A 26910-nucleotide genomic window follows, 5' to 3' on the forward strand; every position below is an offset into this window, starting at 1 on the left:
CACCCCCTGCTGATCTCAGCCCCTGCTTCAACGGCGTGTTCGGCAAGAAGTTGATCGAGCCGTTCGCGTCGAACGATCCAAAATGGCGCATCGCCCGGTAGCTCTGCCACAACCGGATCCTTGAGGCACCAGCTGAAATCCACCTCGTGAATCACCTGTTCGACGGCTGGTTCAAGGGAAAACGGGAACCAGTTTTGAACAGACGCCGCCATGCCTCCACCACAGGGTTTTACCCTGATGCCCGCCTCTTTTTCAAGCAGAACGACGCGGTGGCCTGCGGCAGCGAGATGAATGGCTGCTGCTCCTCCCGCTGCTCCAGCTCCAATGACGAGAACATCGCAGCTGGCTTTAACGATTTCGCTCACACTTTGAGGATGGCCGCCTCTTTCTCAGCAAGCTGTTTCTCTAGCGCAACGATGTTTTTATCAAGCACTTTTTGAATGGAATCTTGTTCATCACGGCTTTGATCTTCTGAGAAATCACCATCCTTTTCCTGTTTTTTCACTTTGTCGATGGCATCGCGGCGCAAATTGCGTAGGGCCACTTTTCCTTCTTCTGCGTATCTCGAGGCCAACTTGCAAAATTCTTTGCGACGCTCTTCCGTTAACGGTGGAACGTTGATTCGAATCACCTTGCCATCGTTGTTCGGCGTAAAGCCCAGCTCACTCATCGCGATCGCCTTTTCGATCGACGCCAATGCGCTGATATCGAAGGGCTGAATCTGGATCGTTTGGGAATCAGGAGTGGAGAGGGTGGCGAGCGATTTGAGCGGTGTTTCTGCGCCGTAATACTCAACGCTGATGCGATCCAACAACGATGAGTTCGCCCGGCCTGTGCGGATGGTGTTGAAGTTGCGCTGGGTCGCTTCCAGCGACTTGTGCATGCTGGCTTCGAGGTCCTTGGTCGACATGATTGAGGTGGGGAACGACGTCGGTGGTGGTTGCTTCAGGCTGGGTTGCCGATTCGGGAGCCGATCGGTTCGCCAGCAACGGCTTTTCCGATGTTGCCAGGTTCGAAAAGATCGAACACCACAATCGGGATGTTGTTCTCTTTGCAGAGGGAGATGGCCGTGGCGTCCATCACGCCAAGTTCCCCACTCAGCACATCCTGATAGCTGAGGTGATCGTGTTTCACGGCATCAGGATGTTGGGCGGGATCCTTGTCGTAGACGCCGTCCACCTTGGTGGCTTTGAACACCACATCGGCATTGATTTCAGCTGCGCGGAGGGCGGCGGTGGTATCGGTTGTGAAGAAGGGGTTGCCGCAGCCAGCTCCAAACACCACAACCCGACCTTTCTCGAGGTGTCGCATCGCTTTGCGCCGGATGTAAGGCTCCGCCACCTCTTGCATGGCTATGGCGGTTTGTACACGGGTGGGAACGCCTGCTCTTTCGAGACCGTCTTGCAGGGTGATCGCGTTCATCACCGTGGCCAACATTCCCACGTAATCGGCCGTGGCCCTTTCCATTCCGGCGGCAGATCCTTTGAGTCCTCGGAAGATGTTGCCTCCGCCCACAACAATCGCGAGCTGCGTGCCGCTGGCCACCACTCTTGCAACATCTTCCGCAATCGAATGAACGATCGCAGGATCAATTCCATACCCCTGAGATCCCATCAGGGCTTCGCCGCTGAGCTTCAGCAGGACACGTGTGTACTTCATCAACGGTCCAGATCTTTTTGACAGTAGCAAGCACTGGCCACCTGTCTTGATTGTCGCTTGGATAACCCAACTGCTTGTGGGCCATGCCAGATGCCGAAGGGAGTCAAAGCACGGTGATGGCCCGCCTCACCCTGTCGGCCCTCGAGCGCGCCAGCCATGATCCCGCTTGTTGGAGCGATCCCCTGGTGTATCGCGCTCTGTTGGTGAGCGGATTGTCGGTGCTCACGGCCGCAACCCGGCTGTTGCAGAACGATCTCGACGATCTTGAGCTCTAAGTGCTGGGGATTAGTACTCGACTCCGGCCTGCGCTTTGACGCCCTGTTCGCGGAACGGGTGGCGGACCAGGGTCATTTCTGTGACCAGATCAGCGTTCTCGATCAGCTCCTTCGGTGCGCCTCGGCCCGTGAGGGCCACGTGGGTAAGGTCTGGGCGTTCTCGAACCCCGGCCAGCACGGTTTCGCTGGAGATATAGCCGAGTTTCATCGCCACATTCACTTCATCGAGCACCACGAGCTGGATCTCTGCATCACGCAAATAGGTGAGTGCCATTTGCCACGCCGCCTCCACGAGTTGTTGGTCGCGGGCTCGGTCTTGGGTTTCCCAGGTGAACCCTTCTCCCAGGGCATGCCACACCACTTGATCGCCAAAGGTGCGCAGGGCTCGAGCCTCACCGGGCTCCCAGCCTCCTTTGATGAACTGAATCACGGCGACGCGCTTGCCATGGCCCAGGGTGCGTAACACGAGGCCGAGTGAGGCTGTTGTTTTGCCCTTGCCTTGGCCGGTGAACACCATCACCAGGCCTTTTTCATTGTTGCGCTCTTCTACCCGTTGGCGCTGCACTTCCTGGCGCCGTTCCATCCGTTTGCGGTAGCCCGCATCGTCCTGTTCAGGGGCCAGATGTCCGCCCATGCCGAGCTCGGCGGCGGATTGGTCGAGCTGGGTCGTTTCCGGAGCGTTGTTGGTCATGGGCGTTGGGCAGTGATCCGTTGCAGAGCCCGACCTGCCAACAGCTCCTGCTCCACATGGAGGAAGCCGAGAGCCGACAGTTGAGCCGGTAGGTCGTCCTCCAGCATGGCGGTGGCGGTCTCGGTTTCAAACAAAGCGCAGAACACCTGCTGCGGGAGTCGCATCAGTGGATCCGCCGGGTGTAAATCCACTACCACCAACCAGCCCCCGGGTTTCAGAAGCTTCAAGGCGCTGCTGAGTACTTGCTCCCGCTCCGCTCGCGGGAACTCGTGGAGGGCAACACTGAGCTGGATGGCATGAAAGCTTTGATCCTTTAGCGGCGGCGCCTCAGCAAGCCCTTCAACCCGTTGCATTAAGGGGTGACGCTGCTCGGCTAAGTCGAGAGCGAGTGGAGACACATCCAGCCCTGTGACCGCATAGCCAGCGCTGATCCAAGGGGCCGCCGCTTCACCACTGCCGCAGCAGAGATCCAGAATCTCGGCATCGGGCTCGAGCCGGTTCCTCAGGCTTTCAAGGCCTAGCCCGCGCAGTCGCGCAACGCCGCCCACACTCAACGACGACACGGCCGTGACGCTGTCGTAGATCCAACGGTGGCGGTAAGCAAGCGGTCTTAAAAACGACGTCATTGATTAGGCACGGTGACGGGCGAGGGCCGCATCCACTGCCTGCTGCTGATCGCGGCGGGTGATCCAGTGGTGGTAAGTGCGGGTATGGATTGCCACGGAATGCCCCATCATCCTGGCGGCCACCGTGTCTGGGAGGCCGATGTGGATGGTGCGGATCGCCCATGCGTGCCGCAGGTCGTAGGGGGTGATCGGTAGCTCGTAGCGACGGAATTGCTCACTCACCCGCCGCCCCACCTGTTGCAGGGTGGTGTGTTTGAGATCCGTGGTCACCATCGGTAGGGCTTTCGGGTTTTGGGCCAGCTCCAATAAGCCAAAACGCTCCACCCACTCGGGATGAAAGGGCCAACTTTGATGCTCCCCGGTTTTGGTGGTGGGAAGAATCCGCAGCACTTGATCGCTGCCATCCGCAAGGGAATGACCGTCACAAAAGAACACTTCGTGATTGCGCAGTCCGTAGGTGGCCATCAACCCGTAGGCCAGCCTCCAGCGGGGGTTGGGAATGAGAAGGGCCGCCTCCAGGATCTGACGGTCGGTTGGTAGCTGTCGGAACTGGGCGCGATGCAGTCCGTATCCCCCCGCTTCTTGACGCCATCCTTCTGGCAAGGCCATCTCTAAGTGGCGGGCCAATGCAGCCAACGCGGTGGCGCACTGCTGGCGGCTGCGGCTGCCTTCGTCGTAGCTCTGGAGGGTTTCCAGTAGCAGATCGGCATCGATCGTCCGATGCTCTGCAAGAGCTTGCAATCGCCTCAAGTAAGGCTGATACGCCCCCGTCCAAGTTGTTTTGCTTCCGGCCGGGGATCGCCGCCGTCGTGGGTCGGCAAAAAAAGATTGTCGGAAGCGTTCGATGGCGGATTGGGGCGCCATCGTTTTGGGTGGCGCCTTTGGTTTGCTGGAACGCAACTGCCAGTCATCCCATTTGAAGGTGCTGCGCTCCAGCTGTCGTTGAACCATGCGGGCGGTTTGGCCAGCTTCCTCTAATCCCCTGAGATCAGCATTTAATCCAAGGCTGATCCTTTGGACGGATTGACGCGTTGAATCGTCGCGGTTGGGAAGGGTGCCGCGTAAACAAAGTTTGTGTCCCCGCTGCTCAACACGAAGGCGGGAACCATGAGCCGCCAGCTGTTCATTGGCGGCAATTAGTTGGCTTTGCAGCTCCATGTTTGTGTCATCCGTTTCAAAGATGACGTTTGAGGCAGCTAGCCTCAACCCCTCGACAACGCATTTGTCCGTATGTCCCGCGTCGGCGTCATCCTGCTGAACCTGGGAGGACCAGAAAGAATCCAGGACGTCGGCCCGTTCCTGTACAACCTTTTTGCCGATCCAGAAATTATTCGATTGCCCAGTCCGGCGCTGCAAAAGCCCCTGGCCTGGCTGATCAGCACTCTGCGCAGTGGCAAATCCCAGGAGGCTTATCGCTCGATCGGAGGCGGATCACCCCTGAGACGGATCACAGAGCAACAGGCCCGTGAACTTCAGAGCTTGTTGCGGCAACGGGGTATTGACGCCACCAGCTACGTGGCCATGCGCTACTGGCACCCCTTCACAGAATCGGCTGTGGCCGACATCAAGGCCGACGGCATGGACCAAGTGGTGGTGCTTCCGCTGTATCCCCATTTTTCGATCAGCACGAGCGGATCGAGTTTTCGCGAGTTGCAGCGATTAAGGCAGGGAGATAACGCGTTTGAACAGCTTCCGATTCGTTGCATTCGCAGCTGGTACGACCACCCCGGCTATCTGCAATCGATGGCTGAGTTGATCGCCACTGAGATTCACAACAGTGATGTGCCGGAAGCTGCCCATGTGTTTTTCAGTGCCCATGGCGTTCCCAAGAGCTACGTCGAAGAGGCTGGCGATCCCTATCAACAGGAGATCGAGAAATGCACCGCACTGATCATGGAGAAGCTGGCTGAACTCGTGGGCCATAGCAATCCCCATACGCTCGCCTATCAAAGCCGCGTCGGTCCGGTGGAGTGGCTCCAGCCCTACACCGAAGAAGCCTTAGAAGAGTTGGGTCATGCCAAAACTCAGGATCTCGTCGTTGTACCGATCAGTTTCGTCAGCGAGCACATCGAAACGTTGGAAGAGATTGATATCGAATATCGAGAGTTGGCCACGGAAGCAGGGGTTGTGAATTTTCGGCGGGTTCGCGCCCTCGATACCTACAAGCCTTTCATCGAGGGTCTGGCCGATCTGGTCACCACAAGTCTGGAAGGCCCCGAAGTGAGCCTTGATGCCGCTGCCGAGTTGCCAACGAAAGTGAAGCTGTATCCCCAAGAGAAATGGGAATGGGGTTGGAACAACAGCTCAGAAGTCTGGAATGGTCGTATCGCCATGGTGGGTTTTTCGGCGTTTTTGCTTGAACTCCTGAGTGGGCATGGCCCCTTGCATGCCCTAGGCCTGCTCTAGCTCGGAGGGTCATCGTCGAACGACGCGTCCTTCAGGGGATGCGAACCACCAGCTGACGCCTAATCTTGGACTCTGTAATTCCGTTGCCGCTGTGACAGTCACCTCCGCTTCAACGGCAATTGGCGGACGTCAGGCTGCTGAGGTGACGGGTCAGATTTCAGGCGCAACCGCCCTGATGGATGCCCTGCGGCGTCATGGGGTCGACACGATATTTGGCTATCCGGGGGGAGCGATCCTCCCGATTTATGACGCTCTTCATATCGCTGAGAGTGAGGGTTGGGTGAAGCACTTTTTGGTGCGACACGAGCAGGCAGGCACCCATGCAGCTGATGCCTACGCCAGAGCCACCGGCAGGGTGGGTGTTTGTTTTGGCACGTCAGGCCCTGGCGCCACCAATCTCGTCACTGGGATTGCCACAGCCCAGATGGATTCGGTTCCCATGGTGGTGATTACGGGGCAGGTGCCGCGTCCAGCCATTGGCACCGATGCGTTCCAAGAAACCGATATTTTCGGGATCACCCTGCCGATCGTGAAGCATTCCTGGGTGGTGCGTGATCCAGCCGATCTCGGTTCCATCGTTGCCCAGGCGTTCCTGATTGCGGCCAGTGGTCGCCCCGGACCTGTCTTGATTGATATTCCAAAGGATGTGGGTCAAGAACTGTTCGATTACGTGCCTGTGGAGCCAGGCTCCGTTGTGCCTCGCGGGTTTTATCAGCCCGCACCCCCGATTGATGCTGCGCTTCATGCAGCACTCGACTTGATCGAAACATCCCACCGTCCGTTGTTGTATGTGGGTGGTGGAGCGATCTCCGCAGGAGTCCACGACCAGCTGCGCGTGATCGCTGAGCGCCATCAGATTCCCGTCACCACAACCCTGATGGGTAAGGGTGCTTTTGATGAAAATGCACCGCTGGCCGTGGGCATGCTCGGCATGCATGGCACCGCCTACGCCAATTTCGCCGTCACGGAGTGCGATCTGTTGATCGCAGTGGGAGCGCGATTTGATGATCGTGTCACCGGAAAGCTCGATACGTTTGCTCCAAGGGCCAAGGTGATTCACTTCGAGATCGATCCGGCCGAAGTGGGCAAAAACCGCACCGCTGAGGTGGCCGTGCTGGGCGATCTGAGCTTGAGCATGGAGCGGCTGGTGCAGCTGAGCATGGAGCGCCAGGCCAATCCATCCACCGCCGCTTGGTTGGAGCAAATTCAAGATTGGAAGCAGCGTTACCCGCTCTCGGTTCCCCCAGAGGAAGGGGCGATTTATCCGCAGGAGGTGCTGATGGCCGTGCGCGACCTTGCCCCGAACGCGATTGTGACTACCGATGTGGGCCAACATCAGATGTGGGCTGCCCAGTATTTACGCAATGGACCTCGTGGCTGGATCAGCAGCGCTGGCCTTGGAACGATGGGGTATGGCATGCCTGCTGCCATGGGGGCACAAGTGGCCTGCCCCAGCCGTCAGGTGGTCTGCATTGCCGGTGATGCCAGCATCCTGATGAACATTCAGGAGTTGGGAACGATCGCGTCGTACAACCTCCCTGTGAAGGTGGTGATTGTGAACAACCAGTGGCAAGGCATGGTGCGTCAATGGCAGGAAAGCTTCTACGACGAGCGCTATTCCTCCTCAGACATGCTGAGGGGAATGCCTGATTTCATTGCTTTGGCAAAGGCTTTTGGGGTGAACGGCGTCAAAATCACAGAGCGCGGTTCCTTGCATCAAGACCTCGAGGCTGCGCTCAATTCGCCCGAGCCGATGCTGATCGATGTGCATGTGCGTCGGGGTGAGAATTGTTATCCGATGGTTCCACCTGGCAAGAGCAACGCCGAGATGGTGGGTTTGCCTGCTCAGCATTAGCCGGCGATTGACGCCACACGGAACCTCGCAGAGTGCGGTACCGTCACTGCCCATGAACACCGGTTCTGTCCCCAGTGCGGCGCATCCCTTTGATCCGGTTTTGTTGTCTCTGCTTTCTTTTGGTTTGCTGTGCAGTGGCACCGGCCTCCGCGGCTGAAGTGCTTCAGGTGAGAAGTGGATCGCTGCTTCAGGTTGGCGATCGCAATCGCACCTATACCGTTGAGCTGGCCTGTGTTTCCGTTGGTGAAGGCCAAGAATCGGATGCCATCGCTTGGTTGCGTCAACAGCTGCCCCGCCGCCGTCGGGTGAATCTCCGCCCCGTGGGCAGCAGCAATGGTCAATTGGTCGCCCGGGTGACGCCATTGGGAGAGGACAGTGACCTAAACGATGGTTTGATTGCCGCTGGTTTGGCCACCGATCGCTGTTCCGCGGAGCTTGGTTGAATGGCGGACAACAGGATTGCTCGAGGCATTGTTTTAGTGCCCTGTCTCCTTCTCGGCGCAGCTTTTTTAGCGACGGCTGTATGGGGACAAGGTGCTGCAGCTGAAAACCGGAATCTCGCGGTTGGAATCGGGTTGGGTTTGGTGGTGGCGGGGTTGTTGTCGCAGGTGCGAACGGATGACGCCACAGCAAACGAATCGGAGGAGCTGGACGATGCCCCTTGAGCGGGATCTCTCAGGCTCGACAGACTTGATGAACGCATCCAAGACGTTCGAGGCAAGAGATTTCCATGCTGCGCCTGAGTGAGTTGAAGCTGCCGCTGGATCACCCCGAGGATGCCCTTCAAAAGGCAGTCCTTAAGCGGCTGCGCGTTCCTCCTGACGATGTTTTTGAGCAACGGCTGGTGAAACGCAGCATCGATGCGCGTCGCCGCGATCAAATCCAGCTGATTTACGCCGTTGATGTGCGGGTGCGTGGGGAGGCCGCTTTATTGCGGCGTCTTGGCAAGACATCGCGCGTTCGCCAGGCGCCAGACACCACCTACAAACCCGTAACCCATCTTCCCCAGGCTGGTTTCGCTCGGGGTGAGCACAGACCCGTGGTGGTGGGGGCTGGTCCCTGTGGCTATTTCGCTGCGTTGCTGTTGGCGCAAATGGGGTTTCGACCGCTGTTATTGGAGCGCGGGGAGCCTGTGAAACAGCGCACGCTGCAGACCTTCGCGTTCTGGCGTGGGGAAACAGGCATTGATCCAGAGTCCAACGCCCAATTTGGAGAGGGTGGCGCCGGAACGTTCTCGGATGGAAAGCTCTACAGCCAGGTGAGTGATCCTGAGCACTACGGACGCAAGGTGCTCGAGGAATTGGTGGCCTCTGGGGCCAATGAGGACATTCTCACCTTGCAACGCCCCCACATCGGCACCTTCAAGTTGGCCACGGTGGTGAGGGGGTTGCGCGCTCGTATTGAGGCCTTGGGTGGAGAAGTTCGCTTTGGCAGCCGCGTCGAGTGGCTGCGCTTGGAACCCAATGGGGGGGAGAAGTGCCATCAACTGGTTGGCCTCGAGTTGGCCAATGGCGATGCCATCCCCTGCCGCCACCTCGTTTTGGCACCGGGCCACTCGGCTCGAGATTGCTTTGCCATGCTCGAACAAATCGGCGTTCAAATTGAAGCCAAGTCGTTTTCGGTTGGAGTGCGGATTGAGCATCCCCAGCCTTTGATCGATGCCGCCCGTTGGGGCCCGTCTGCCGGCCATCCCCGTCTGGGGCCTGCGGAATACAAGCTGGTGCATCACGCCACCAATGGTCGCTGCGTCTACAGCTTTTGCATGTGCCCAGGTGGGTTTGTGGTCGGCGCAACCTCAGAAGTGGGTCGGGTCGTGACCAACGGGATGAGTCAGCACTCTCGCAATGAGCGCAATGCCAACAGCGGGTTAGTGGTGCAGCTGGAACCCGAGGATCTCGCTCCCTATGAACGGCATCCCGGAGACCCTTTGGCAGGCGTTGCCCTGCAGCGGGATCTAGAACATCGGGCCTATCTCCTCGGTGGTAGCACCTATGCCGCTCCCGCCCAACGTTTGGAAGATTTCCTCGCCAATCAACCCTCCGAAAGCCTTGGATCGATTGCAGCGTCTTATCAGCCGGGAGTTCAGCCGTCTGATTTACATGCGCTTCTTCCACCAGCGATGATTGCGGCGTTACGGGAGGCTCTCCCTGCCTTTGCCCGTCGTGTGCGCGGTTACGACCACCCTGATGCGGTGCTCACTGGCGTGGAAACACGAACATCGTCTCCGGTGCGAATCCCCAGGGATTTGGGGCTGGAGTCGGTGAATGTGCGGGGCTTGTTCCCTGCTGGAGAGGGCGCTGGTTATGCCGGTGGCATCCTTTCGGCTGGTATCGATGGGATCCGAGCTGCGGAGGCGGTAGCGCTTCAGATTGTGGAAGGTGCTTGAGCAACAATCCCGCTCCATTGCACGGCTTTCACGTGATCACGTCGCCAGGAATGAAACAAGTTTGGTTCACTCAGCGTGCATAACGGGCATTCACTGATCTGGTTTGAATCGAGTCCGTACTGTTGAAGTTGGAGTGCCGCTGCGCCACGGATGTCGAGTCGGTGCCGTCCGGGTTCATCGTCGGGGAGCAGCGCCTGCGCGTCGTGGAGAAGCCGAGAGTTGGACATGCCGTCGGATGGGTCTGCCTTCAAGCTGTTGCTGATCGCCTCCACTACCTCGTCTCCGACTTGGTAATGCATCCCGCTGATGGCGGGGCCGAACGCCACCAACAGGTCAGACCGATCAGCTCCCAAGGCTTCCAGCTGCCGGATCGCTTCGGGAAGAATCCTGGCGGCCACGCCACGCCAACCGGTATGGCATGCAGCCGCATGCCCAGTGCCGGGATCAGCCATCAGTACGGGGGTGCAGTCGGCACCGCACACCCAGAGGCTTTGCCCGCCTTGGTCGCTCACTAAACCATCGGCCTCAGGCCAGGGAGATCCATTGGCCTCGTTGGCCGACAGAACCCGTCCACTGTGAATTTGCTGGGGGCGGTGAACTGAAACGCCTGCACTGATGTAGCCGGCCAGAGCATCGGGTTCGCGGCCTTGCCACAAACGGGTGAAAAAACCATGTTCGAATCCCGCTTTTTGGAGCAGGTCTGATTGCAGGTAATAGCCGCCATAGCAACCAATCCAGGTCCAGTCTCGGAGCGTATTGAACTGGTTATCAGGGCGATCGAACGGATCGATGCTGGTTCCGTTCATGCCATGGGAATGTCGCGCATCATCCAGAAACCTGCGAAGGCTTGCTCGTCTGGGCTGGCTTGAATGGCGATGAATTGAAGGCCACGAACGGAGGTTTGGGAGGTTTCGAGGGCCGATGCAATGCTTTTTGAGGCCTCTCCATCGAGATCACTCACCAACCAACGGTCGTCCTGACCGGCTTCAAGGATCAGTTGGCGACCCTCAACGAGCAAACGAACTGGTTCTAAGCCCCCTAGCCATCCCGCCATGGCGAGGGAACGGGTTTGGCTGAATAGGCGCAGGCCGGGTACTTGGGCCTCATCCTCAAGATTGGTGGGAACGGGAAGCAACCCGCTGAAGCTCATGGGCCAGTCGTCCGCATCGCGCAGAAGTCCGGCGGGAAGGGTGGCCCAAGACCAGGCATCCCCCTGCACTTCCTCTGGAAGGGGGATCGGCGGTGTTTGCACCGGGGCGGGAGGAGGGGCAAGAGGCCCCGCCATAAAGCCCTCTTCTTTGGGATATACCTCGCGTTCCCGTTGTTCCAGCCAATCGAGGAGTGCAAATGTGCGGCGACTGGAAATCACTTCGATGTCTTGTTCGGTGGCGGCTCGTTGCACCATGGTTCGCATCGAACTGCGCCAGCAGCGCAGGCGAACGGGGGCGCCATAACCCGCCTGAAGTGCTTGCTCGCGTGCCTCAGACAGCGCACTGCTCAGCCAAAGCGAGTTCACCTCAGTGGATGGGCAGACCTTGGCAAAACGAAACGGGCTGTCTCCATCCTCCGAGGACGGCGTTGTGGTGATTAAAAGTTCCCATCGCTTGCGTCCATCCGCACCAAGAATGGGTCTGGAGTAAAAATCCAATTCCCAGTCAGAGCCTTTGCTTACGGCCGCTTTCATCCGGCTGATTGTTCGTTTTGCTTGAGCGTGTTTTGAGCCCTTGTTGCTCGGTCGCTGGCTTCTGCCATCACTTTGTCCTTATCGATCAGGAGCTCACCGGGGGGGCCCTCCAGCAGTGCTGTATTGAGGCCAATCCGCCCCCGACCTGGATCTAAATCGGTAATCAGAGCCGAAACGCGATCGCCCTCGTCGAAGACCTCACGAATGGAGCGGAGACTTCCATTCGTAATGGCTGATTGGTGCAGCAATCCACTGATACCGCCGAGGTCGATGAACAGTCCGTAGGGCTTTACGGAGGCCACAAGACCGTCAACCAGCTGGCCCACCTCGAGCTCTTGGAAGCGAGCTGCAACGGATGCTCGTTTTTCGGACAGCACAAGCTTCCGGGTGCCTGAATTCACTTCTAGAAAAGCCACGCCAAGGGTTTTGCCTACAAGCTCTTGGTGGTTTTCGCCGTCTTGGAGTTGGGATCGGGGAATGAAACCGCGTAAGCCTTCCAAATCGCAAGTGACGCCACCTCGGTTGAAGCCGCTCACGATCACTTGCACCACCTTTCCTTCTTTTTCAAGAACTTTCACCTTGTCCCAGCTCTTGCGCAACTCCAGTGCACGACAGCTGATTGTGACCATGCCATCGGCGTTTTGTTCCCGAGTGACGAGAACTTCCACTTCGAGGCCCTTGGGGAAGCGCTCTTGGTAGTTGGTGATCACACCAAGTCCAGCCTCGCTTTTGGGCATGAAACCAGGGGCTTTGCCCCCGATATCCACGTACACACCGTCGCTCTCGAGGGCAATCACAGTGCCCTTAATTACCTCACCCGTCGTACCGACGGGGGCGTTCTCATCCAAAGCGGCGAGGAAAGCTTCTTCGTCGAAATCGAAATCGTCCACGCTGCGAGGTTCGCTGCGCTGCTCTCGTTTGGGTTTGTCGTCGGGTGAGCCCATGAGATCTGCCATGGACATCCCTTCCATGGCACCCATGTCAAATCGCTCCTCATCGCTCTGGCTGGAAGCTTCGGCTTGACGGGCCCGTGGCGGAGCGGCGAGTCCGGCGCGCTCCTCCAGCATTCTTGCTTTTTCGGCGGCTGCTTCAGCGGCCGCGCGGGCTTCTGCCGCCTCCCGTTGCAGTTGTTCTTGCTCGTCTTTGCGGTTGATTTTCATCACCTGCAGAGGCTTGTTCGCAGCCTGTTGCGGCGCCTTGGGGCGGTTGGGCTGAGGACTGCCGGCTGCGGCCATGAACCAACGGGATCATCGATAGTCCAGTCTGACAGGGAAGGTTTGCGAATGCCTCTCTGCAAGGGAACCGGGATGGATGATTTAAGACGACACTTCGATCAACTGGCATGGCCGGAGGCCGAAAAAGCGGCAAAACAGGCTGGCGCCACGGTTATTTGGCCATTTGGAGCTTGCGAACAGCATGGCCCCCAGTTGCCCTTGGCTACCGATGCGTTATTCGCTGATCGGATTTTGAATTCCGTGTTGCAACACCTCGATGGTGAGTGGCCGATCTGGCGACTGCCGCTGCAGTCGATTGGTTTTTCGCCGGAACACCAGCCATTCCCAGGCACGTTGAGCCTCTCCGCTGAACTGATGCTGCAGCTTGTGGATCAGGTCGGCGGTCAGTTGGCGGCCATGGGGGTGGAACGGTTGGTGTTGTTGAACGCCCATGGCGGCCAGATCGGCTTGCTTCAGGTTGCTGCACGACAGCTGCGCTTGCGCTGTCCATCGATGGGCGTCCTTCCCTGCTTTCTCTGGAGCGGTGTAGATGGTTTGTCGTCCCTTCTGCCCCCGGAAGAACTTGCCCAAGGACTCCATGCCGGTCAGGCGGAAACAAGTTTGATGCTGCATATGGCCCCGGAGTTGGTTGGTCCGTCGCGTCCGGTGGATGGGGACCATGGACCAAGCTCCCCCCTTGCCCCCCCGGACGGTTGGAGCTTGGAAGGGGCTGCTCCATGTGCCTGGTTGACGAGCGATTTGAGCCAATCAGGGGTGATTGGCGATGCTCGTTTGGCGTCCGCTGAGCTGGGTTTGGAGTTGGAACAAGCTTTGATTTCGCATTGGACGCAGCTCTTCAAAAGCCTGCTCAGCAGTGACTGGCCGCCGACTGAGAGCGTTATGGATCGGCCTTGAAAATCCTGAAGTTTGGACCCAAGTGTCCAGAAATCCTGAGGGTCTGGTTATTGTCTATCGGATTCAATGTGTCGAATTACTTCTTATGCCTACCCTTAATGCACCAGAAGTTTCAGTGCTGGAGGGCCAGGACGCGTTGCCGGACTTCACGACAGCTGAATACAAAGACGCTTACAGCCGTATCAACGCCATCGTGATCGAGGGTGAGCAAGAGGCTCACGACAACTACATCTCTCTAGGCACTTTGATCCCAGAGCAAGCAGAGGAATTAAGCCGTCTTGCCCGGATGGAAATGAAGCACATGAAGGGCTTCACGGCGTGCGCGCGCAACCTTGGTGTTGAGGCTGACATGCCCTTTGCCAAGGAATTTTTTGGCCCTCTACACGGCAACTTCCAAGTTGCTTTAAAGGAAGGCAAGGTTGTGACCTGTCTTTTGATCCAGGCTCTCTTAATTGAGGCGTTTGCGATTTCGGCTTATCACATCTACATCCCGGTGGCAGATCCTTTCGCCCGCAAAATCACCGAAGGGGTTGTGAAGGATGAGTACACCCACCTCAATTACGGGCAGGAATGGTTGAAAGCCAACTTTGAGGCCAGCAAGGACGAAATGTTTGCAGCCAACAAGGCCAATCTTCCCTTGATTCGCTCGATGCTTGAAGGCGTGGCTGCAGACGCTGCAGTGCTCCATATGGAGAAAGAGGACTTGATCGAAGACTTCTTGATCGCGTATCAGGAAGCTCTGAACGAGATCGGTTTTAGTTCCAGAGATATCGCCAAAATGGCTGCTGCCGCTTTGGCGATTTGACCTTCCCCGTCTTTTGTGACCGGTGATCAGTCACGTTCGTTGTGATTGATACCGGTTGCCGTGGGACCATGGGATCTAGCAAGCGTCCCTTCGGGAACTCAGAGACAGGACATGTTTGGTCTGATCGGACATTCAACGAGTTTTGAGGCGGCTCGCCGCAAGGCGTTGGAGCTCGGGTTCGATCACATCGCCGATGGTGATCTTGATGTTTGGTGTAGTGCTCCCCCACAGCTTGTGGAGCATGTGGAGGTCACAAGTCCTGCAGGCATCACGATCGAAGGCGCGTACATCGATTCCTGCTTCGTTCCCGAAATGCTGAGTCGTTTTAAAACGGCCCGTCGCAAGGTTCTTAATGCCATGGAGTTGGCCCAGAAAAAGGGCATCAACATCACGGCTCTAGGGGGATTTACCTCAATTATTTTCGAAAATTTCAACCTGCTGCAGCATCAAACCATTCGCAGCACCACCTTGGATTGGCAGCGTTTCACTACCGGTAATACCCATACCGCTTGGGTGATTTGCCGTCAGGTTGAGAACAATGCACCCAGCCTGGGGATCGATCTCAAGACGGCCAAGGTTGCTGTTGTCGGGGCGACGGGAGATATCGGCAGTGCAGTTTGTCGTTGGTTATCAGCTCGCACCAATGTGGGCGAACTTCTCCTCGTGGCCCGACAGCCTCAACCCCTGGCCGATCTTCAATCGGAACTTGGTGGTGGTCGCATCCTTGCCTTGAGCGATGCCCTTTCGGAGGCTGATGTGGTGGTTTGGGTGGCGAGTATGCCGCGCACCTTGGAAATCGATAACAACAGCCTGAAGAAGCCGTGCTTGATGATTGATGGCGGGTATCCCAAAAACCTCGATTCAAAAGTGGCTGGGGGAGGGATCCATGTTCTCAAGGGTGGGATCGTGGAGTTCTGCAGGGATATCGGTTGGTCGATGATGGAAATCGCTGAAATGGAAAACCCTCAGCGACAAATGTTTGCTTGTTTTGCGGAGGCGATGTTGCTCGAGTTCGAGCGTTGCCACACCAATTTCAGCTGGGGTCGTAACAACATCACCCTGGAAAAGATGGACTTCATTGGCGCGGCCTCCGTCCGCCACGGCTTCTCAACCCTCAACCTCAAAACGAACCTTCAGGCCGCTGCCGCCTGAACTCCTCCCCAATCCCATGCCCCGTCGTCCCTTACTCGAGTTCGAGAAGCCTCTGGTGGAGCTAGAGCAGCAGATCGAACAAATCCGCCAGCTTGCACGCGATTCCGAAGTCGACGTCACCCAACAGCTGCAACAGCTCGAATCCCTCGCATCGAGACGACGGCAGGAGATTTTTCAGGGATTAACCCCAGCCCAGAAGATTCAAGTTGCTCGTCACCCTCATCGGCCGAGCACGCTGGACTTCATTCAGATGTTTTGCGACGACTTCGTTGAACTCCATGGAGACCGTCGGGGTAACGATGATCAGGCCCTGATTGGTGGCGTGGGTCGATTAGGGGATCGTGCTGTCCTTCTGCTTGGGCATCAGAAGGGGCGCGATACCAAAGAAAATGTGGCACGCAACTTCGGCATGGCCACCCCCGGTGGATACCGCAAGGCCATGCGCCTGATGGAACATGCCGATCGGTTTCGGTTGCCGATTCTTACCTTCATCGACACTCCAGGAGCCTATGCAGGCCTCCAGGCCGAAGAGCAAGGGCAGGGGGAAGCCATCGCAGTGAATCTGCGGGATATGTTTGGTTTGCGCGTTCCTGTGATCGCCACGGTGATTGGTGAGGGCGGCTCTGGTGGTGCCTTGGGAATTGGCGTTGCCGATCGTTTGCTGATGTTTGAGCACAGCGTTTACACCGTTGCCAGTCCAGAAGCCTGCGCATCCATCCTTTGGAGAGATGCGGCGAAGGCCCCTGATGCTGCTGCTGCCCTAAAGATTACGGGCCGAGATTTGTTGGAACTGGGTGTGGTGGATGAAGTGCTTGACGAGCCATCCGGAGGAAATAATTGGGCGCCGTTGGAGGCTGGTCAAACCCTTCGCGCGGCCCTCGAACGCCACCTCAGCGAACTGCTCATGCTTTCAGAACAAGAGCTTCGAGACGCGCGTTACACGAAATTCCGCGCAATGGGGCGTTTTGCTGAGGAAATGTCACAGGAATTTGATGATATCGCTTAGGATATCTTCGTTCGCTAACAGCGTTTGCCAACGGCATTAATCACTGGGGCCAGTCGAGGCATTGGGCGCCGCACCGCGGAGCTCCTGTCTGAGCGAGGCTGGAACCTGTTGTTAACGGCACGCAGCGGTCATGACCTTGAAGACCTCGCAACTCGCTTGCGAACTTCGAGTCAGGTTGTTGCAACTGCTGCAGTTGACCTCACCAGCCCTTCCGAGATCCAGCCTGCATTTGCAAGGTTGATTTCGGAGGGCGAGCCGCCCTCTGTGTTGATTAACAATGCAGGTGCTGCCTACACCGGTGATCTCTTGGCAATGCCCTTAGAGCGTTGGCAATGGTTGCTTCAGCTGAATCTCACCAGCGTGATGCAGGTTTGTTCGGCTGTGGTTCCTTCCATGCGTTCGCGGGGAGGCTTGGTGATCAACGTGAGTAGCCATGCTGCTCGTAATGCATTCCCTCAATGGGGTGCTTACTGCATTACCAAGGCCGCTCTGGCCAGTTTCACGCGCTGCTTAGCTGAAGAAGAGCGTGATCAAGGCATTCGTGCCTGCACGCTCACCCTCGGTGCGGTGAATACCCCTCTGTGGGATGCAGAAACCGTACAAAGCGATTTCGATCGTCGTGCCATGCTCACCGTCGATCAAGCGGCTGATGCTTTGGTGAACTTGGCAGAGCAACCCTCGAACCAAGTGATCGAAGACCTAACACTTATGCCGGCTGCCGGCGCCTTTTAAACGATCGTTATGACCACAACCGTCCCCTTCGTTTCCCGCGGCGCTGCTCTCAGCAACGGCAATGGCAACGCATCACTCCATCCCGATCTTGCTTCGAAGATCCGCGAACGTCTCCAGAACGCTGGCGTTCCATTCCTCGCGAATGACAACATCTCCGATCACTTAGAGCCGGGTGAATTGTCTCTTCTTGAGATTGAGGTGGCCGACAAGGTGCGTGATTTGCTGCGCACTCTTGTGATTGATATCGATAACGATCACAACACCAGTGAGACTGCTGAGCGTGTCGCTCGGATGTATCTCCACGAAGTTTTTAAAGGTCGTTATCACCCTCAGCCAAAAGTTGCCAGCTTCCCCAATGTGAAGCAGCTTGATGAGATTTATACCGTGGGACCAATCACGGTTCGATCCGCCTGCTCACACCACCTTGTTCCCATCATGGGTAATTGCTGGATTGGAATTAAGCCTGGAGTTCGCGTTATCGGATTGTCCAAATTCACCCGGGTGGCTGATTGGGTTTTCTCACGTCCTCACATCCAAGAAGAGGCCGTGATGATCCTCGCCGATGAGATCGAAAAGCTCTGTGAGCCCCAGGGTCTCGGCATCATCATCAAAGCTCAGCACTACTGCATGAAGTGGCGTGGTGTGAAAGAGCCTCAAACCAGCATGGTGAATTCTGTGGTTCGCGGCGATTTCCGTCACGATTCCAGCCTTAAGCAAGAATTCTTCGAATTGGTTCGTCAGCAAGAAGCCTTGTTGAGTTCTTAATTCAAGTTCTCGTCGCCTCTAAGGCCCCTTTTTAAAGACCTTGTGAATGCTGTATAGCTTCCACAAGGTCTTTTACTTTTTGGAGATCCTTCCAGCCGGGTTTGATTTCAAGCCTGCTGGAGGCATCGAGCCCATCGGGTGAAACATCCTTCAAAAGCTCTGGAATCCATTCGGCACTGATGCCACCAGCCAGCCACCAGGCAACGTCGTGGTTTTGGTTTGAAATCCAGTCCAACGGAATGCGATGGCCCGTACCACCGAGTTGCTTGGGGTTCCAAGCATCAAGAAGTAGGGCATCAACCGAGCCCACGTAATGCTTTGCAGTCGTTACATCGTTAGCTTCACGCAGCCTTAAGGCTTTCCACCAGGCAATGTCTGGTCGCCATTCTCGAAGCGCTGCACACCGTGCGGGCGTTTCGTTGCCATGCAGCTGAACAACCGTGGGATGACCCTCTCTAGCCAAAGCGTCCTCTAGATCCGTGGGGTTGGGATCGGCCACAACCCACACCCGTTTGATCGATGGGTGGTGCAAGGCGAGGGCCGAAAAAATCTCTCGCCGTCTTGCGGATTCGACGAACCGCGCGGTGTTTGCAACACCAATCACTCCGATGGCCTGAACATCCATGGCGGCGATCGCCAAGGCCTGTTCAACGTCCGTGAGCCCACAAATCTTGAGGGCTGGCGTGGTGAGAGTGTCGCTCACAGAGGCTGCCGTGTTCTCTCCCTAGGATCATGGATAACAGTCGTTGCTGCGACACACACGTCGGAATGAGTGGTGGGAGAAGGTTGGCAGCTGTTCAAGATCATTGGGATCCCTCTGAGGATTCAGCCCACCTGGTTGTTTGCGGTTGCGATCTTCACAACCCTGTTTCAGCCTCGATATGCCGCCAGCGTTGAGCCGGCTGCCCTGAGTTGGGGCTTGGCGTTGTTGACAACGCTGCTGCTGTTTACATCGGTGCTTCTCCATGAGCTGGGTCATGCCCTGATGGCGCTGCGGGAGGGGGTGAAAGTGGTGAGCATCACCCTGTTCCACCTGGGTGGCATCGCCCGGGTCGAGAAGGAGTGCCCTACGGCGATGGGGAACCTGCGGATTGCCGCTGCTGGCCCTTTGGTGAGCCTCACACTTGCGTTGGGAATGTTGCTTGCCGCAGCAAGCCTTGCAACACAGCAACCCCAGCTCACGGTGTTGCTCACTCAGGTGGGGTTGCTCAATCTGATGCTTGGCCTGTTCAACCTCTTGCCCGGCCTACCACTGGATGGCGGCTTGATCCTCAAATCTTTGGTCTGGCAGGCTTCGGGCAGCAAGAAACGGGGAGTTGAGGTGGCTTCCGCCTCAGGCCGTGTGCTCGCCACCCTGATGATCGTGATGGGTGGTGTCTTGCTCTGGCAAGGCGCCGGAATGAATGGCCTGTTGCTCATGCTGATCGGTTGGTTTGGCTTGGGAGCCAACCGCAGTGAGTCTCAGATGTTGTTTCTGCAGAAGGTTCTTCAGGATTTGAAGGTTGAGCAAGCAGCGGGCCGTGCCTTCCGCGTGCTCGAAGCCGACCAGCCCCTGCGCCGGATGAGCCAAATGCGCTTGCAGACCAGCGAAACCGCTGGAGCGGCGGACTGGGTCTTGGTGTGCCGTCAGGGCCGCTGGGTGGGTTGGATTGATGATCGCCCCCTAAGGGATTTGCCCGTTCAGCAGTGGGACCAACAGTCGGTCGAAGACCATATGAAGCCATTGAATGAGCTCCCGTCCATCGCTTCCACCGCCCCTCTTTGGCAGGCGGTGGAAGCCCTTGAGGCATCGACTGAGGGGAGATTGCTCGTGTTGAGTGCAGCGGGCTTGCCGAATGGAACGGTGGACCGCAGTGATGTGGGTGATGCCGTGCTCAAACAGCTTGGAGTCACCTTGCCCCCTTCAGTGATATCCGCGGCGCGTCAACAAAACACCTATCCCATGGGATTGGTGATGCTTCCCCAGGTGGTGGCTTCGATGAAAGCTCAACAGACTGTTGAGGATGAGGAGCTCACCAATGAGGCCAGCGCCTCACCTTCCTGATTCGTTAAGGCGTCTGTTGACCAGTTCACATGGTTCCAAACGGTTTGTAGGGCGTTGCTGAGATGTTGATCTAAGCCTTCTCTCGGAATGGATCCAGGAGCAGGTGGAGGGGCGGATTCAGTAAAGATGCTCTGCCATAGCTCCTGGGGAGGGTCCAGCAGGATCTCTCCGTGTTGCAGTAAGCAACCGTGTTGCCAGCGCTGAGCACTGCCAATGCGTTTGATGCCCTCCTGGTCCACCAGGTCGGCTGCCGTGGATCGTGCAAAGCAGTTGGGGTGTGCCACAGAGGCGGTTTCGTCCCCAAACCGCAGGGCTAGTCCCAGGCTGCTGAAGCCATCGATGAGCCATTGGCATGCATCTCGGTAGGCCTGTTTGCGCCGACGGGGTGCATCAGGCCAGACCAGTGCGTAGGTCAAACCACCGGCGTGCAACACCGCCCGGCCGCCGCTCGGCCGACGGACCATGGCGATCGTCTTGCTTCGGACAAGCTCATCCCAGGAGTTGGGCCAGTGCTGTTGATGCCGTCCTAAGGAGAGCCATGGACCCTCCCAGCGATAGAAACGCAGCATGGGACCGCTTGTTTGGCTTGTTTGACACTGCTCCAGCAACATCTGATCCAACGCCATCTGGGTGTAACCATCCGCCTGCAGGGTGGGGATCAACCGTCCTGTAGGGACCATGCTGGAGTCTCCTGTCGCGTTGTTAGGCATTGGAGTCGGTTGCCATGCTGCCCTGGTGGGATCTACCGATCTTGATCGGCCTTGGTCTGTTGGCCGGAGGGCTGGCGGGATTGTTGGGAATTGGCGGTGGCTTGATCTTCGCTCCGCTCTTGCTTTGGCTGGATTTACCGGCTCACCAGGCGTTGGCGACGAGTAGTTTTGCCATCGTGCCAACGGCGTTAGCTGGCACCATCATTCATCTGCGCGGTGGCCGCATCCCCCTGCGACCAGCGGCGGGGATCGGGGTGGCGGCCTTTGCTTCGGCATTGTTGTTCGGTGGATTGGCCGATCGAGCCGCCGGTTGGATGTTGCTGGCGATGCAGACGGTGCTCTATGTCGTGTTGGCGTTCTGCGTGCGTGAACGACCCGCGACGGACGACTCCACCGATGAGGTGTCGACCCCTGTGTCTTGGTTGGCCGGGGTGGGCTGTATCGCTGGTTGGACGGCCGGCATGCTGGGGCTTGGTGGCGGATTGGTGATGGTGCCCCTGATGAGTGGCCCCCTGTCTGTTCCCATCCATCAGGCCGTCCGACTCAGCACCGTGGCGGTGTTGTGTTCAGCCAGTGCTGCTTCGCTGCAATTCGTGCATGAAGGCCGCGGCATCCCCTTAATGGGACTCCTGCTGGGTGGAGTGGCTGCGTTGGCTGCCCAGTGGACCGCAAGCCGTCTCGATCGCTTTGATCCGTTGGTTTTAGTGCGCTGCTTGCGCGGATTGGCCATCGTTTTGGCCATCGATAGCTGCCGAAGGGCCGCCCAATTGTTATTCGGCTGATTGCGCTTCAGCTCAAGAGAGACCAAAAGCTGTCGTTGAGCTCGTAACCGAGCGCTGCTGACATTTGCGAGAGATTGCCGCGCATCGATCGGTGGAGTTGTTCTTGGCAAAGGTCATCAAGCTGCATCAAACGATGCGTGATCCAAAGCTCAAGGGCTTGGGGGTCAAAGCGAAGTCCTTCCGTGCGGTTAAAGCTGTGGGGCACCACCATGGCAACGTGGCGAATCAGGCTGCCTCGATCCCGCTCCAGCATCAGTGGAAGCCAGGGATAACGGGCATCAGCCCTTAAGGCCCACAGCCGAGGCTCTGGACATTCCGCGAGTTCCCGCGGGTCGTCTTGGTCCCGTGGCCAGTGAAAGTTGAGCTCAAGGATCGGCCCCTGTTCCAGCAGTTCATTGAGCGGTTGATCAGTGCAGATCCGCAGCGGACTGAGATCAAGACGGCGGATGGATTCAGCATCAATCAGAACTGGATCCATGAGCAGGTGTGACAGGCCTTTGCGAATGATGGCTTCTAGAGCCCTTAAGGGAGAAGAATGAATGCGTTTGATGCATGTCATCCATGGACTCCGCCATTTCCTCCCCTGAGATCTTCATTGCTCTTGTGGTGGCCGCCCACGCAGCGATCTTGGCCTTACGCCTGTCGGTGAGTCTCTATCGCGCCTGAACATCAGTCGTTGATGAAGGGGATGACCTTGGCATTGGTATTGAGGTGCGTTACAAGCGGATAACGCGCCTTGTCCCTTGTCTTCGTCTCAAGTTCGAGCACAGTCATCCTCTCGGCTTGATGCAGCATCTCTGGCAGCCGCTATTCAGCTGCAGAACGATCGACGCGAGATGCAGTGCAGCGTCATGGCTTTGGCCGTGAAAGTTGGTTTGGTGATTTTGGGGGGTGTGAGTTTGATCCGCCTGTCTGGTGCGTATCAACAGCGCCTCGACCGTCATGGTGAGCTGGCTGCTGTTGTGGCCGTGGAGACGGTGAAGTTAGAAGCGCTTCAAAAACGATTCGACCATGTGTTCAGCATTGGTGGGGAGCAGCGTCTAATGGGTGAACAGGATCAGTGGATTGCCCCCAATCGGATTCGGATTATTTGGCGCTGAGTTTCGTAACGGTTGGCGTGAGTGATTTTTCGACGGCATTCAGACTGTTTTTCTATTGAGGTTCTGCCATGACCAGTACTCCTGGCATTGTTCTGATCACGGGCACCACCTCGGGTGTTGGCCTAAACACCGCCAAGTCTTTGGCCTCCCGTGGATGGCAGGTGATCACAGCGAATCGAAGTCCTCAGCGGGCAGCGGCAGCGGCAGATGATTTGGGGATCCCGAAAGAACGTCTCCAGCACGTTCTGATGGATCTCGGTGATTTGGAGAGTGTGCGTCGGGCTGTGCAAAGTCTTCCTGCCACCCTTGATGCCGTTGTTTGTAATGCCGCGGTCTACAAGCCGAAGTTGAAGCAGCCCGAACGTTCGCCGCAAGGATATGAACTGTCTATGGCCACAAATCATCTTGGCCACTTTCTACTGATTCACTTATTGCTCGATCGTTTGAAGGGTTCCAAACATCCCTCTCGTCGAGTAGTGATCCTTGGCACTGTTACAGCAAATTCCAAAGAATTGGGTGGCAAGATTCCGATTCCTGCTCCAGCTGACTTGGGAGATCTTTCTGGTTTTTATCAGGGTTTCTTGGATCCCATCGCGATGGCGAATGGCCAACCCTTCAAGCCTGGTAAGGCATATAAAGACAGCAAACTATGCAACATGATTACGACCCAGGAGCTACACCAACGACTACATCAAGACACGGGAATTACATTTAGTTCGCTTTATCCAGGCTGTGTTGCAGATTCACCATTGTTTCGCAATACCCCGAGGGCCTTTCAAACAATTTTTCCTTGGTTCCAAAAAAATATCACCGGCGGCTATGTCACCCAAGCATTAGCTGGAGATCGCGTTGCTCAAGTTGTGGCGGATCCAGATTTTGCAGAGTCTGGTGTGCATTGGAGTTGGGGAAATCGCCAGAAGAAAGATGGTCAGCAATTTAGTCAAGAGTTATCAGACAAGGCTACAGATCCAGAGACTGCATCAAGTGTTTGGGACTTGTCCAAACAACTTGTAGGCCTTCCATAATGAGAATCGATTGATGGGTAAGTCAATGTTGTGGGATTTGGATTCCGTTGTGGCCTGATCCTTCAATCCATGTTTGTATTATTGATTTATAAGTTTGACGGGATTTATTCAGTGTTTCGCTGTTAGAGGTGGCGTTTATTTTTTGCCTTAAATCTACTGTCTTGAAGTCGTTATTCAAACGTTGGTTTAGGCGTCCTTGGGTTGGCAATAAAAGGATATATAGAAATCTGCCAAATAATGTATTTTTTCTGGAGCAAGTTTTCGGGATGTCGAGATATAAATGAGTCAGCCTAAGTCGTTCAGGTTTTTCGCCCCAATGCTTAGAAAAAGTCTTTGCATTGGGGTCGTGGCGATGAATCCATGCCTTGCCGGAATTTTGCCTAGTCGAATCCAAGTAGGTCAAAGATTTCGCGATCTTTGAGGGAAACAGCTTCCAGCGGCTCGACTTTGTCGAGCATATTCTGGGCCAATCGTAGATACTCGTTACGAACGGCTTCAACAGCCTCGTCGTCGTCGTCCATCTCAAAGATGGTGCATTTTTTTAAGCGTGAGCGACGGATGGCATCCACGTCTTTGAAGTGGGCCATGGTGCGCAAGCCAGTGCGTTCGTTGAACTTGTCGATTTGATCGGTGTCAGCCGATCGGTTGGCAACTACACCGCCAAGACGAACTTTGTAATTTTTTGCCTTGGCTTGGATGGCCTGCACAATCCGATTCATCGCAAAGATGGAGTCGAAATCGTTAGCCGTCACGATCAGGCAATAGTTGGCATGCTGCAGCGGGGCTGCGAAACCTCCGCAAACCACATCGCCGAGCACATCGAAAATCACCACATCCGTGTCTTCCAGGAGGTGATGCTCTTTGAGGAGTTTCACCGTTTGGCCGGTCACATAGCCACCGCAGCCTGTTCCGGCTGGGGGGCCACCACTTTCAACGCACTTCACACCGTTGTAGCCAGTGAAGACGAAGTCGTCGGGACGAAGCTCTTCGCTGTGGAAATCGACTTCCTCAAGGATGTCAATCACCGTGGGCACCATCGAATGGGTGAGGGTGAAGGTGCTGTCGTGCTTGGGGTCGCAGCCGATCTGTAGAACGCGCTTGCCCAGCTTGGAAAATGCTGCTGACAAGTTGGATGACGTGGTGGACTTACCGATTCCACCTTTGCCATACACAGCAATAACTAGCGCACCCTCTTCAATCTTCATCGACGGGTCCTGTTGGACCTGAACACTTCCCTCTCCGTCCGTCGGACGCGACAGTGTTGTTGTCATTGAGGTCAACTATTTACTTGTATTCAAGGTCAGCGTTGACCCGTCTGCATTGTTCGGAGTTGTTTTGACATAAGTGGTTGAACAGTGTGTGTTCGCTCACAGTTTTTTCCGCAATGTTGGTGATAAATACTTATGCAATAAACGGTTTCTTTTGATAGCTAAGCGCTGAAATGCGCCTTGGCGTCATAGAGCGTTTCGCTGTTGATCCGATTGAGCCCTTTCTCTTTGGCAAAGGCTTCTGTGTTGCGGCGCACTTTGCCCCGCACAAAGAAGGGAATCTTTTTCAATTCCGCTTCGCCATCAACCGTCCATTCCAGGCTGGCTGTCGCCACAGCCACGGATGATCCATTGGACTCAGTGGCACTGCTCTCAGGAGCGTTCTCCTCAATCGAGGGAACGTCGTCCACCTGGGCGCTTTGCAGTCCGCCCAAGTGTCCAAGATGACTTTGATGCCCATCGACGAATTCAAAGTCGTGGCGGAACATGCCAATCAGGTGTTCCTCTAAACCCATCATTAATGGGTGCACCCAGCTGTCGAAAATCACATTGGCGCCTTCCCAGCCCATTTGAGGGCTGAAACGTGCGGGCACATCTTGAACGTGCATGGGGGTACTGATCACGGCACAGGGGATGCCCAGCCGTTTGGCGCTGTGGCGTTCCATCTGTGTTCCAAGCACCAGCTCTGGTACGGCTTCTGCCATGGCAGCTTCCACCGCCAGGTAGTCGTCACTGATCAGGGCTTCTAAGCCAAGAGCTTTGGCTGCCGCCCGGACTGGCCGTGCCATTTCTCGGCTGTAGGTGCCGAGCCCCACCACCTGAAAGCCCAGCTCTTCGCTGGCAATTCGGGCCGCGGCTAACACATGGCTTCCATCTCCAAAGATGAACACCCGTTTGCCGGTGAGATAAGTCGAGTCAACCGATGCTGAATACCAAGGCAACTTGGAACTGTGCTCGCCTTCGCGGGCATCGGGTGCTTCCATGCCAAGAAGGTTGTGCGCTTCTGCGAGGAAATCAGCTGTCGCGCCCACGCCGATCGGCATGGTTTTGGTGAATGGAATCCCAAACTGCCGCTCCATCCAGCTGCAACAGGATTCGGCAATTTCTGCATAGAGGCAGACATTGAGATCGGCTTCTGGAAGCCGCATGATGTCGGCCACCGTGGCCTCGAGAGGCACAACAGTGTTGACATCAATGCCATGACTGGCGAGAAGTCGACTGATTTCGATCACATCATCGCGACATCGGAATCCGAGGAGCGATGGACCGATCAAGTTGACGCGGGGGCGACGCCCCTGGTCCTTCCATGCCTTTGGGTTATGGCCTTCGCTGTTGACCTCTTGATTTTTGAGGAGTCCTCGTACCAATTGGTACAGCGTTTCCGATGCGCCCCAATTTTCTTTTTTGCTGTAGGCCGGAAGCTCGAGGCTCACGATTGGAAGCTCGAAGCCCATCCCGCCCGCAAGGGCTCCTGGTTGATCTTGGATCAATTCTGCTGTGCAGCTTTCACCCACAAGCAGGGCGTCGGGCTTGAAGCGTTCAACGGCTTCACGGATGTGGCGCTTCACCAGCTCTGCCGTGTCGCCGCCTAAGTCCCGAGCCTGAAATGTGGTGTAGGTGACCGGCGGTCTTTTTCCGCGCCGTTCAATCATCGTGAAGAGCAGGTCCGCGTAGGTATCTCCCTGGGGTGCATGGAGGACGTAATGCACGCCTTTCATCGATGCAGCGATGCGCATCGCCCCGACATGGGGGGGGCCTTCATAGGTCCAGAGCGTTAATTCCATGGGAGATCACAAACGAGGGGGCTAAA

General features: G+C 56.6%; 31 protein-coding genes. 17 read left to right on the top strand and 14 right to left on the bottom strand.

What is annotated here, in order from left to right:
- The 3 genes from BL107_RS05395 to pyrH all read right to left on the bottom strand — a co-directional run.
- The coding region (locus BL107_RS05395; RefSeq protein WP_009789266.1) for an NAD(P)/FAD-dependent oxidoreductase at positions 1-365 on the bottom strand (365 nt) is incomplete at its 3' end.
- Positions 362-910 (bottom strand): ribosome recycling factor, encoded by a 549-nt coding sequence (gene frr, locus BL107_RS05400; protein ID WP_009789267.1) that lies wholly within the window; start codon positions 908-910, stop codon positions 362-364. The genes BL107_RS05395 and frr, both read right to left, overlap by 4 nt.
- A 35-nt stretch (positions 911-945) precedes the next feature.
- The gene (pyrH, locus tag BL107_RS05405; protein ID WP_009789268.1) at positions 946-1659 is read right to left on the bottom strand and encodes a UMP kinase; all 714 of its coding nucleotides are present in this window, start codon (positions 1657-1659) and stop codon (positions 946-948) included.
- Between the two features lie 83 nt (positions 1660-1742).
- Between pyrH and BL107_RS05410 the strand changes: the two genes are divergently transcribed.
- Positions 1743-1934, top strand: a complete 192-nt coding sequence (locus BL107_RS05410) for a hypothetical protein (protein WP_009789269.1) — start codon at positions 1743-1745, stop codon at positions 1932-1934.
- A 10-nt stretch (positions 1935-1944) separates the two neighbouring features.
- Here the strand turns inward: BL107_RS05410 and cobO are convergent, their stop codons facing one another.
- Genes cobO through BL107_RS05425 form a run of 3 tightly spaced genes read right to left on the bottom strand, consistent with a single transcriptional unit; the run spans position 1945 to position 4409 of the window.
- Positions 1945-2625: a cob(I)yrinic acid a,c-diamide adenosyltransferase gene (cobO, locus tag BL107_RS05415; protein WP_006169836.1), complete on the bottom strand. Its 681-nt coding sequence runs from the start codon at positions 2623-2625 to the stop codon at positions 1945-1947.
- Positions 2622-3251 carry a class I SAM-dependent methyltransferase gene (locus BL107_RS05420; protein ID WP_009789270.1) on the bottom strand — a complete coding sequence of 210 codons (630 nt, stop codon included), beginning with the start codon at positions 3249-3251 and terminating at the stop codon, positions 2622-2624. Before BL107_RS05420 ends, cobO begins: the two co-directional genes overlap by 4 nt.
- Before the next feature lie 3 nt (positions 3252-3254).
- Entirely contained in the window at positions 3255-4409 is a 1155-nt protein-coding gene (locus BL107_RS05425) for a site-specific integrase (protein WP_009789271.1), read from the bottom strand.
- Positions 4410-4481: 72 nt separating this feature from the next.
- On the opposite strand from BL107_RS05425, the gene hemH reads away from it, so the two are divergent.
- The 5 genes from hemH (at position 4482) to BL107_RS05450 (ending at position 9898) form a co-directional block, all read left to right on the top strand.
- Entirely contained in the window at positions 4482-5657 is a 1176-nt protein-coding gene (gene hemH, locus BL107_RS05430) for a ferrochelatase (protein ID WP_009789272.1), read from the top strand.
- A 91-nt stretch (positions 5658-5748) separates the two neighbouring features.
- Entirely contained in the window at positions 5749-7512 is a 1764-nt protein-coding gene (gene ilvB, locus BL107_RS05435) for a biosynthetic-type acetolactate synthase large subunit (protein WP_009789273.1), read from the top strand.
- Positions 7513-7646: 134 nt separating this feature from the next.
- Positions 7647-7955 (top strand): hypothetical protein, encoded by a 309-nt coding sequence (locus tag BL107_RS05440; RefSeq protein ID WP_009789274.1) that lies wholly within the window; start codon positions 7647-7649, stop codon positions 7953-7955.
- Positions 7956-8177, top strand: coding sequence for a GIVxVP protein (locus BL107_RS05445; RefSeq protein ID WP_009789275.1), 222 nt, complete (start codon positions 7956-7958; stop codon positions 8175-8177).
- Between the two features lie 65 nt (positions 8178-8242).
- Positions 8243-9898, top strand: a complete 1656-nt coding sequence (locus BL107_RS05450; protein ID WP_009789276.1) for an NAD(P)/FAD-dependent oxidoreductase — start codon at positions 8243-8245, stop codon at positions 9896-9898.
- Here the strand turns inward: BL107_RS05450 and pgeF are convergent.
- The 3 genes from pgeF to BL107_RS05465 are packed head-to-tail and all read right to left on the bottom strand — an operon-like array spanning position 9877 to position 12817.
- Entirely contained in the window at positions 9877-10704 is an 828-nt protein-coding gene (gene pgeF, locus BL107_RS05455; protein WP_009789277.1) for a peptidoglycan editing factor PgeF, read from the bottom strand. The two genes, BL107_RS05450 and pgeF, sit on opposite strands and share 22 nt — an antisense overlap.
- Positions 10701-11582, bottom strand: a complete 882-nt coding sequence (locus BL107_RS05460) for a Tab2/Atab2 family RNA-binding protein (protein ID WP_009789278.1) — start codon at positions 11580-11582, stop codon at positions 10701-10703. The genes pgeF and BL107_RS05460 overlap by 4 nt, the downstream gene beginning before the upstream one ends.
- Complete coding sequence (locus BL107_RS05465; protein ID WP_009789279.1) at positions 11579-12817, bottom strand: S1 RNA-binding domain-containing protein; 1239 nt, start codon at positions 12815-12817, stop codon at positions 11579-11581. Before BL107_RS05465 ends, BL107_RS05460 begins: the two co-directional genes overlap by 4 nt.
- Before the next feature lie 48 nt (positions 12818-12865).
- On the opposite strand from BL107_RS05465, the gene BL107_RS05470 reads away from it, so the two are divergent.
- The 6 genes from BL107_RS05470 to folE all read left to right on the top strand — a co-directional run bounded on the left by BL107_RS05470 (position 12866) and on the right by folE (position 18171).
- Positions 12866-13711 carry a creatininase family protein gene (locus tag BL107_RS05470; RefSeq protein ID WP_009789280.1) on the top strand — a complete coding sequence of 282 codons (846 nt, stop codon included), beginning with the start codon at positions 12866-12868 and terminating at the stop codon, positions 13709-13711.
- A gap of 85 nt (positions 13712-13796) precedes the next feature.
- Positions 13797-14516: an aldehyde oxygenase (deformylating) gene (locus BL107_RS05475; RefSeq protein WP_037988145.1), complete on the top strand. Its 720-nt coding sequence runs from the start codon at positions 13797-13799 to the stop codon at positions 14514-14516.
- A gap of 111 nt (positions 14517-14627) precedes the next feature.
- Positions 14628-15668 (top strand): long-chain acyl-[acyl-carrier-protein] reductase, encoded by a 1041-nt coding sequence (locus tag BL107_RS05480; RefSeq protein ID WP_009789282.1) that lies wholly within the window; start codon positions 14628-14630, stop codon positions 15666-15668.
- A 16-nt stretch (positions 15669-15684) separates the two neighbouring features.
- On the top strand, positions 15685-16674 hold the full coding sequence (locus BL107_RS05485; protein WP_009789283.1) for an acetyl-CoA carboxylase carboxyltransferase subunit alpha: 990 nt from the start codon (positions 15685-15687) through the stop codon (positions 16672-16674).
- Positions 16675-16698: 24 nt separating this feature from the next.
- A complete protein-coding gene (locus tag BL107_RS05490; protein ID WP_009789284.1) occupies positions 16699-17406 on the top strand; it encodes an SDR family oxidoreductase in 708 nt (235 codons plus the stop codon).
- 9 nt (positions 17407-17415) lie between these two features.
- The gene (gene folE, locus BL107_RS05495) at positions 17416-18171 is read left to right on the top strand and encodes a GTP cyclohydrolase I (RefSeq protein WP_009789285.1); all 756 of its coding nucleotides are present in this window, start codon (positions 17416-17418) and stop codon (positions 18169-18171) included.
- Between the two features lie 31 nt (positions 18172-18202).
- Here folE and BL107_RS05500 read toward each other — a convergent pair whose 3' ends face one another.
- Positions 18203-18874: a phosphoribosylanthranilate isomerase gene (locus tag BL107_RS05500; protein ID WP_009789286.1), complete on the bottom strand. Its 672-nt coding sequence runs from the start codon at positions 18872-18874 to the stop codon at positions 18203-18205.
- 72 nt (positions 18875-18946) lie between these two features.
- On the opposite strand from BL107_RS05500, the gene BL107_RS05505 reads away from it, so the two are divergent.
- The gene (locus BL107_RS05505; RefSeq protein WP_037988783.1) at positions 18947-20215 is read left to right on the top strand and encodes a site-2 protease family protein; all 1269 of its coding nucleotides are present in this window, start codon (positions 18947-18949) and stop codon (positions 20213-20215) included.
- On the opposite strand, the gene BL107_RS05510 is transcribed toward BL107_RS05505, so the two are convergent.
- A complete protein-coding gene (locus BL107_RS05510) occupies positions 20158-20925 on the bottom strand; it encodes a lipoate--protein ligase family protein (protein WP_232192772.1) in 768 nt (255 codons plus the stop codon). The genes BL107_RS05505 and BL107_RS05510 overlap by 58 nt on opposite strands.
- Before the next feature lie 14 nt (positions 20926-20939).
- On the opposite strand from BL107_RS05510, the gene BL107_RS05515 reads away from it, so the two are divergent.
- Positions 20940-21707: a sulfite exporter TauE/SafE family protein gene (locus BL107_RS05515; RefSeq protein WP_009789289.1), complete on the top strand. Its 768-nt coding sequence runs from the start codon at positions 20940-20942 to the stop codon at positions 21705-21707.
- A 7-nt stretch (positions 21708-21714) separates the two neighbouring features.
- Here BL107_RS05515 and BL107_RS05520 read toward each other — a convergent pair whose 3' ends face one another.
- Positions 21715-22185: a CRR6 family NdhI maturation factor gene (locus BL107_RS05520; RefSeq protein ID WP_009789290.1), complete on the bottom strand. Its 471-nt coding sequence runs from the start codon at positions 22183-22185 to the stop codon at positions 21715-21717.
- A gap of 83 nt (positions 22186-22268) precedes the next feature.
- On the opposite strand from BL107_RS05520, the gene psaM reads away from it, so the two are divergent.
- The 3 genes from psaM to BL107_RS05535 all read left to right on the top strand — a co-directional run bounded on the left by psaM (position 22269) and on the right by BL107_RS05535 (position 23832).
- Positions 22269-22373 carry a photosystem I reaction center subunit XII gene (gene psaM / locus BL107_RS05525; RefSeq protein WP_009789291.1) on the top strand — a complete coding sequence of 35 codons (105 nt, stop codon included), beginning with the start codon at positions 22269-22271 and terminating at the stop codon, positions 22371-22373.
- 77 nt (positions 22374-22450) lie between these two features.
- Complete coding sequence (locus BL107_RS05530) at positions 22451-22807, top strand: hypothetical protein (RefSeq protein ID WP_050749830.1); 357 nt, start codon at positions 22451-22453, stop codon at positions 22805-22807.
- A gap of 68 nt (positions 22808-22875) precedes the next feature.
- Positions 22876-23832 carry a protochlorophyllide reductase gene (locus tag BL107_RS05535; RefSeq protein WP_009789294.1) on the top strand — a complete coding sequence of 319 codons (957 nt, stop codon included), beginning with the start codon at positions 22876-22878 and terminating at the stop codon, positions 23830-23832.
- 380 nt (positions 23833-24212) lie between these two features.
- Here BL107_RS05535 and bchL read toward each other — a convergent pair whose 3' ends face one another.
- Complete coding sequence (bchL, locus tag BL107_RS05540; protein ID WP_009789295.1) at positions 24213-25103, bottom strand: ferredoxin:protochlorophyllide reductase (ATP-dependent) iron-sulfur ATP-binding protein; 891 nt, start codon at positions 25101-25103, stop codon at positions 24213-24215.
- A gap of 158 nt (positions 25104-25261) precedes the next feature.
- The gene (locus BL107_RS05545) at positions 25262-26884 is read right to left on the bottom strand and encodes a ferredoxin:protochlorophyllide reductase (ATP-dependent) subunit B (RefSeq protein WP_009789296.1); all 1623 of its coding nucleotides are present in this window, start codon (positions 26882-26884) and stop codon (positions 25262-25264) included.
- Positions 26885-26910 lie beyond the last annotated feature (26 nt).

It is taken from the genome of Synechococcus sp. BL107, from assembly GCF_000153805.1.
GTDB lineage: Bacteria > Cyanobacteriota > Cyanobacteriia > PCC-6307 > Cyanobiaceae > Parasynechococcus.

Excerpts from the sequence above, each read along its gene's own strand:
- frr (WP_009789267.1), bottom strand. The coding sequence starts at position 910 with ATGTCGACCAAGGACCTCGAAGCCAGCATGCACAAGTCGCTGGAAGCG.
- pyrH (WP_009789268.1), bottom strand. The coding sequence starts at position 1,659 with ATGAAGTACACACGTGTCCTGCTGAAGCTCAGCGGCGAAGCCCTGATG.
- BL107_RS05410 (WP_009789269.1), top strand. The coding sequence starts at position 1,743 with ATGCCAGATGCCGAAGGGAGTCAAAGCACGGTGATGGCCCGCCTCACC.
- cobO (WP_006169836.1), bottom strand. The coding sequence starts at position 2,625 with ATGACCAACAACGCTCCGGAAACGACCCAGCTCGACCAATCCGCCGCC.
- BL107_RS05420 (WP_009789270.1), bottom strand. The coding sequence starts at position 3,251 with ATGACGTCGTTTTTAAGACCGCTTGCTTACCGCCACCGTTGGATCTAC.
- BL107_RS05425 (WP_009789271.1), bottom strand. The coding sequence starts at position 4,409 with ATGGAGCTGCAAAGCCAACTAATTGCCGCCAATGAACAGCTGGCGGCT.
- hemH (WP_009789272.1), top strand. The coding sequence starts at position 4,482 with ATGTCCCGCGTCGGCGTCATCCTGCTGAACCTGGGAGGACCAGAAAGA.
- BL107_RS05445 (WP_009789275.1), top strand. The coding sequence starts at position 7,956 with ATGGCGGACAACAGGATTGCTCGAGGCATTGTTTTAGTGCCCTGTCTC.
- BL107_RS05450 (WP_009789276.1), top strand. The coding sequence starts at position 8,243 with ATGCTGCGCCTGAGTGAGTTGAAGCTGCCGCTGGATCACCCCGAGGAT.
- pgeF (WP_009789277.1), bottom strand. The coding sequence starts at position 10,704 with ATGAACGGAACCAGCATCGATCCGTTCGATCGCCCTGATAACCAGTTC.
- BL107_RS05460 (WP_009789278.1), bottom strand. The coding sequence starts at position 11,582 with ATGAAAGCGGCCGTAAGCAAAGGCTCTGACTGGGAATTGGATTTTTAC.
- BL107_RS05465 (WP_009789279.1), bottom strand. The coding sequence starts at position 12,817 with ATGGCCGCAGCCGGCAGTCCTCAGCCCAACCGCCCCAAGGCGCCGCAA.
- BL107_RS05470 (WP_009789280.1), top strand. The coding sequence starts at position 12,866 with ATGCCTCTCTGCAAGGGAACCGGGATGGATGATTTAAGACGACACTTC.
- BL107_RS05475 (WP_037988145.1), top strand. The coding sequence starts at position 13,797 with ATGCCTACCCTTAATGCACCAGAAGTTTCAGTGCTGGAGGGCCAGGAC.
- BL107_RS05480 (WP_009789282.1), top strand. The coding sequence starts at position 14,628 with ATGTTTGGTCTGATCGGACATTCAACGAGTTTTGAGGCGGCTCGCCGC.
- BL107_RS05485 (WP_009789283.1), top strand. The coding sequence starts at position 15,685 with ATGCCCCGTCGTCCCTTACTCGAGTTCGAGAAGCCTCTGGTGGAGCTA.
- folE (WP_009789285.1), top strand. The coding sequence starts at position 17,416 with ATGACCACAACCGTCCCCTTCGTTTCCCGCGGCGCTGCTCTCAGCAAC.
- BL107_RS05510 (WP_232192772.1), bottom strand. The coding sequence starts at position 20,925 with ATGCCTAACAACGCGACAGGAGACTCCAGCATGGTCCCTACAGGACGG.
- BL107_RS05515 (WP_009789289.1), top strand. The coding sequence starts at position 20,940 with ATGCTGCCCTGGTGGGATCTACCGATCTTGATCGGCCTTGGTCTGTTG.
- BL107_RS05520 (WP_009789290.1), bottom strand. The coding sequence starts at position 22,185 with ATGGATCCAGTTCTGATTGATGCTGAATCCATCCGCCGTCTTGATCTC.
- psaM (WP_009789291.1), top strand. The coding sequence starts at position 22,269 with ATGGACTCCGCCATTTCCTCCCCTGAGATCTTCATTGCTCTTGTGGTG.
- BL107_RS05535 (WP_009789294.1), top strand. The coding sequence starts at position 22,876 with ATGACCAGTACTCCTGGCATTGTTCTGATCACGGGCACCACCTCGGGT.
- bchL (WP_009789295.1), bottom strand. The coding sequence starts at position 25,103 with ATGACAACAACACTGTCGCGTCCGACGGACGGAGAGGGAAGTGTTCAG.
- BL107_RS05545 (WP_009789296.1), bottom strand. The coding sequence starts at position 26,884 with ATGGAATTAACGCTCTGGACCTATGAAGGCCCCCCCCATGTCGGGGCG.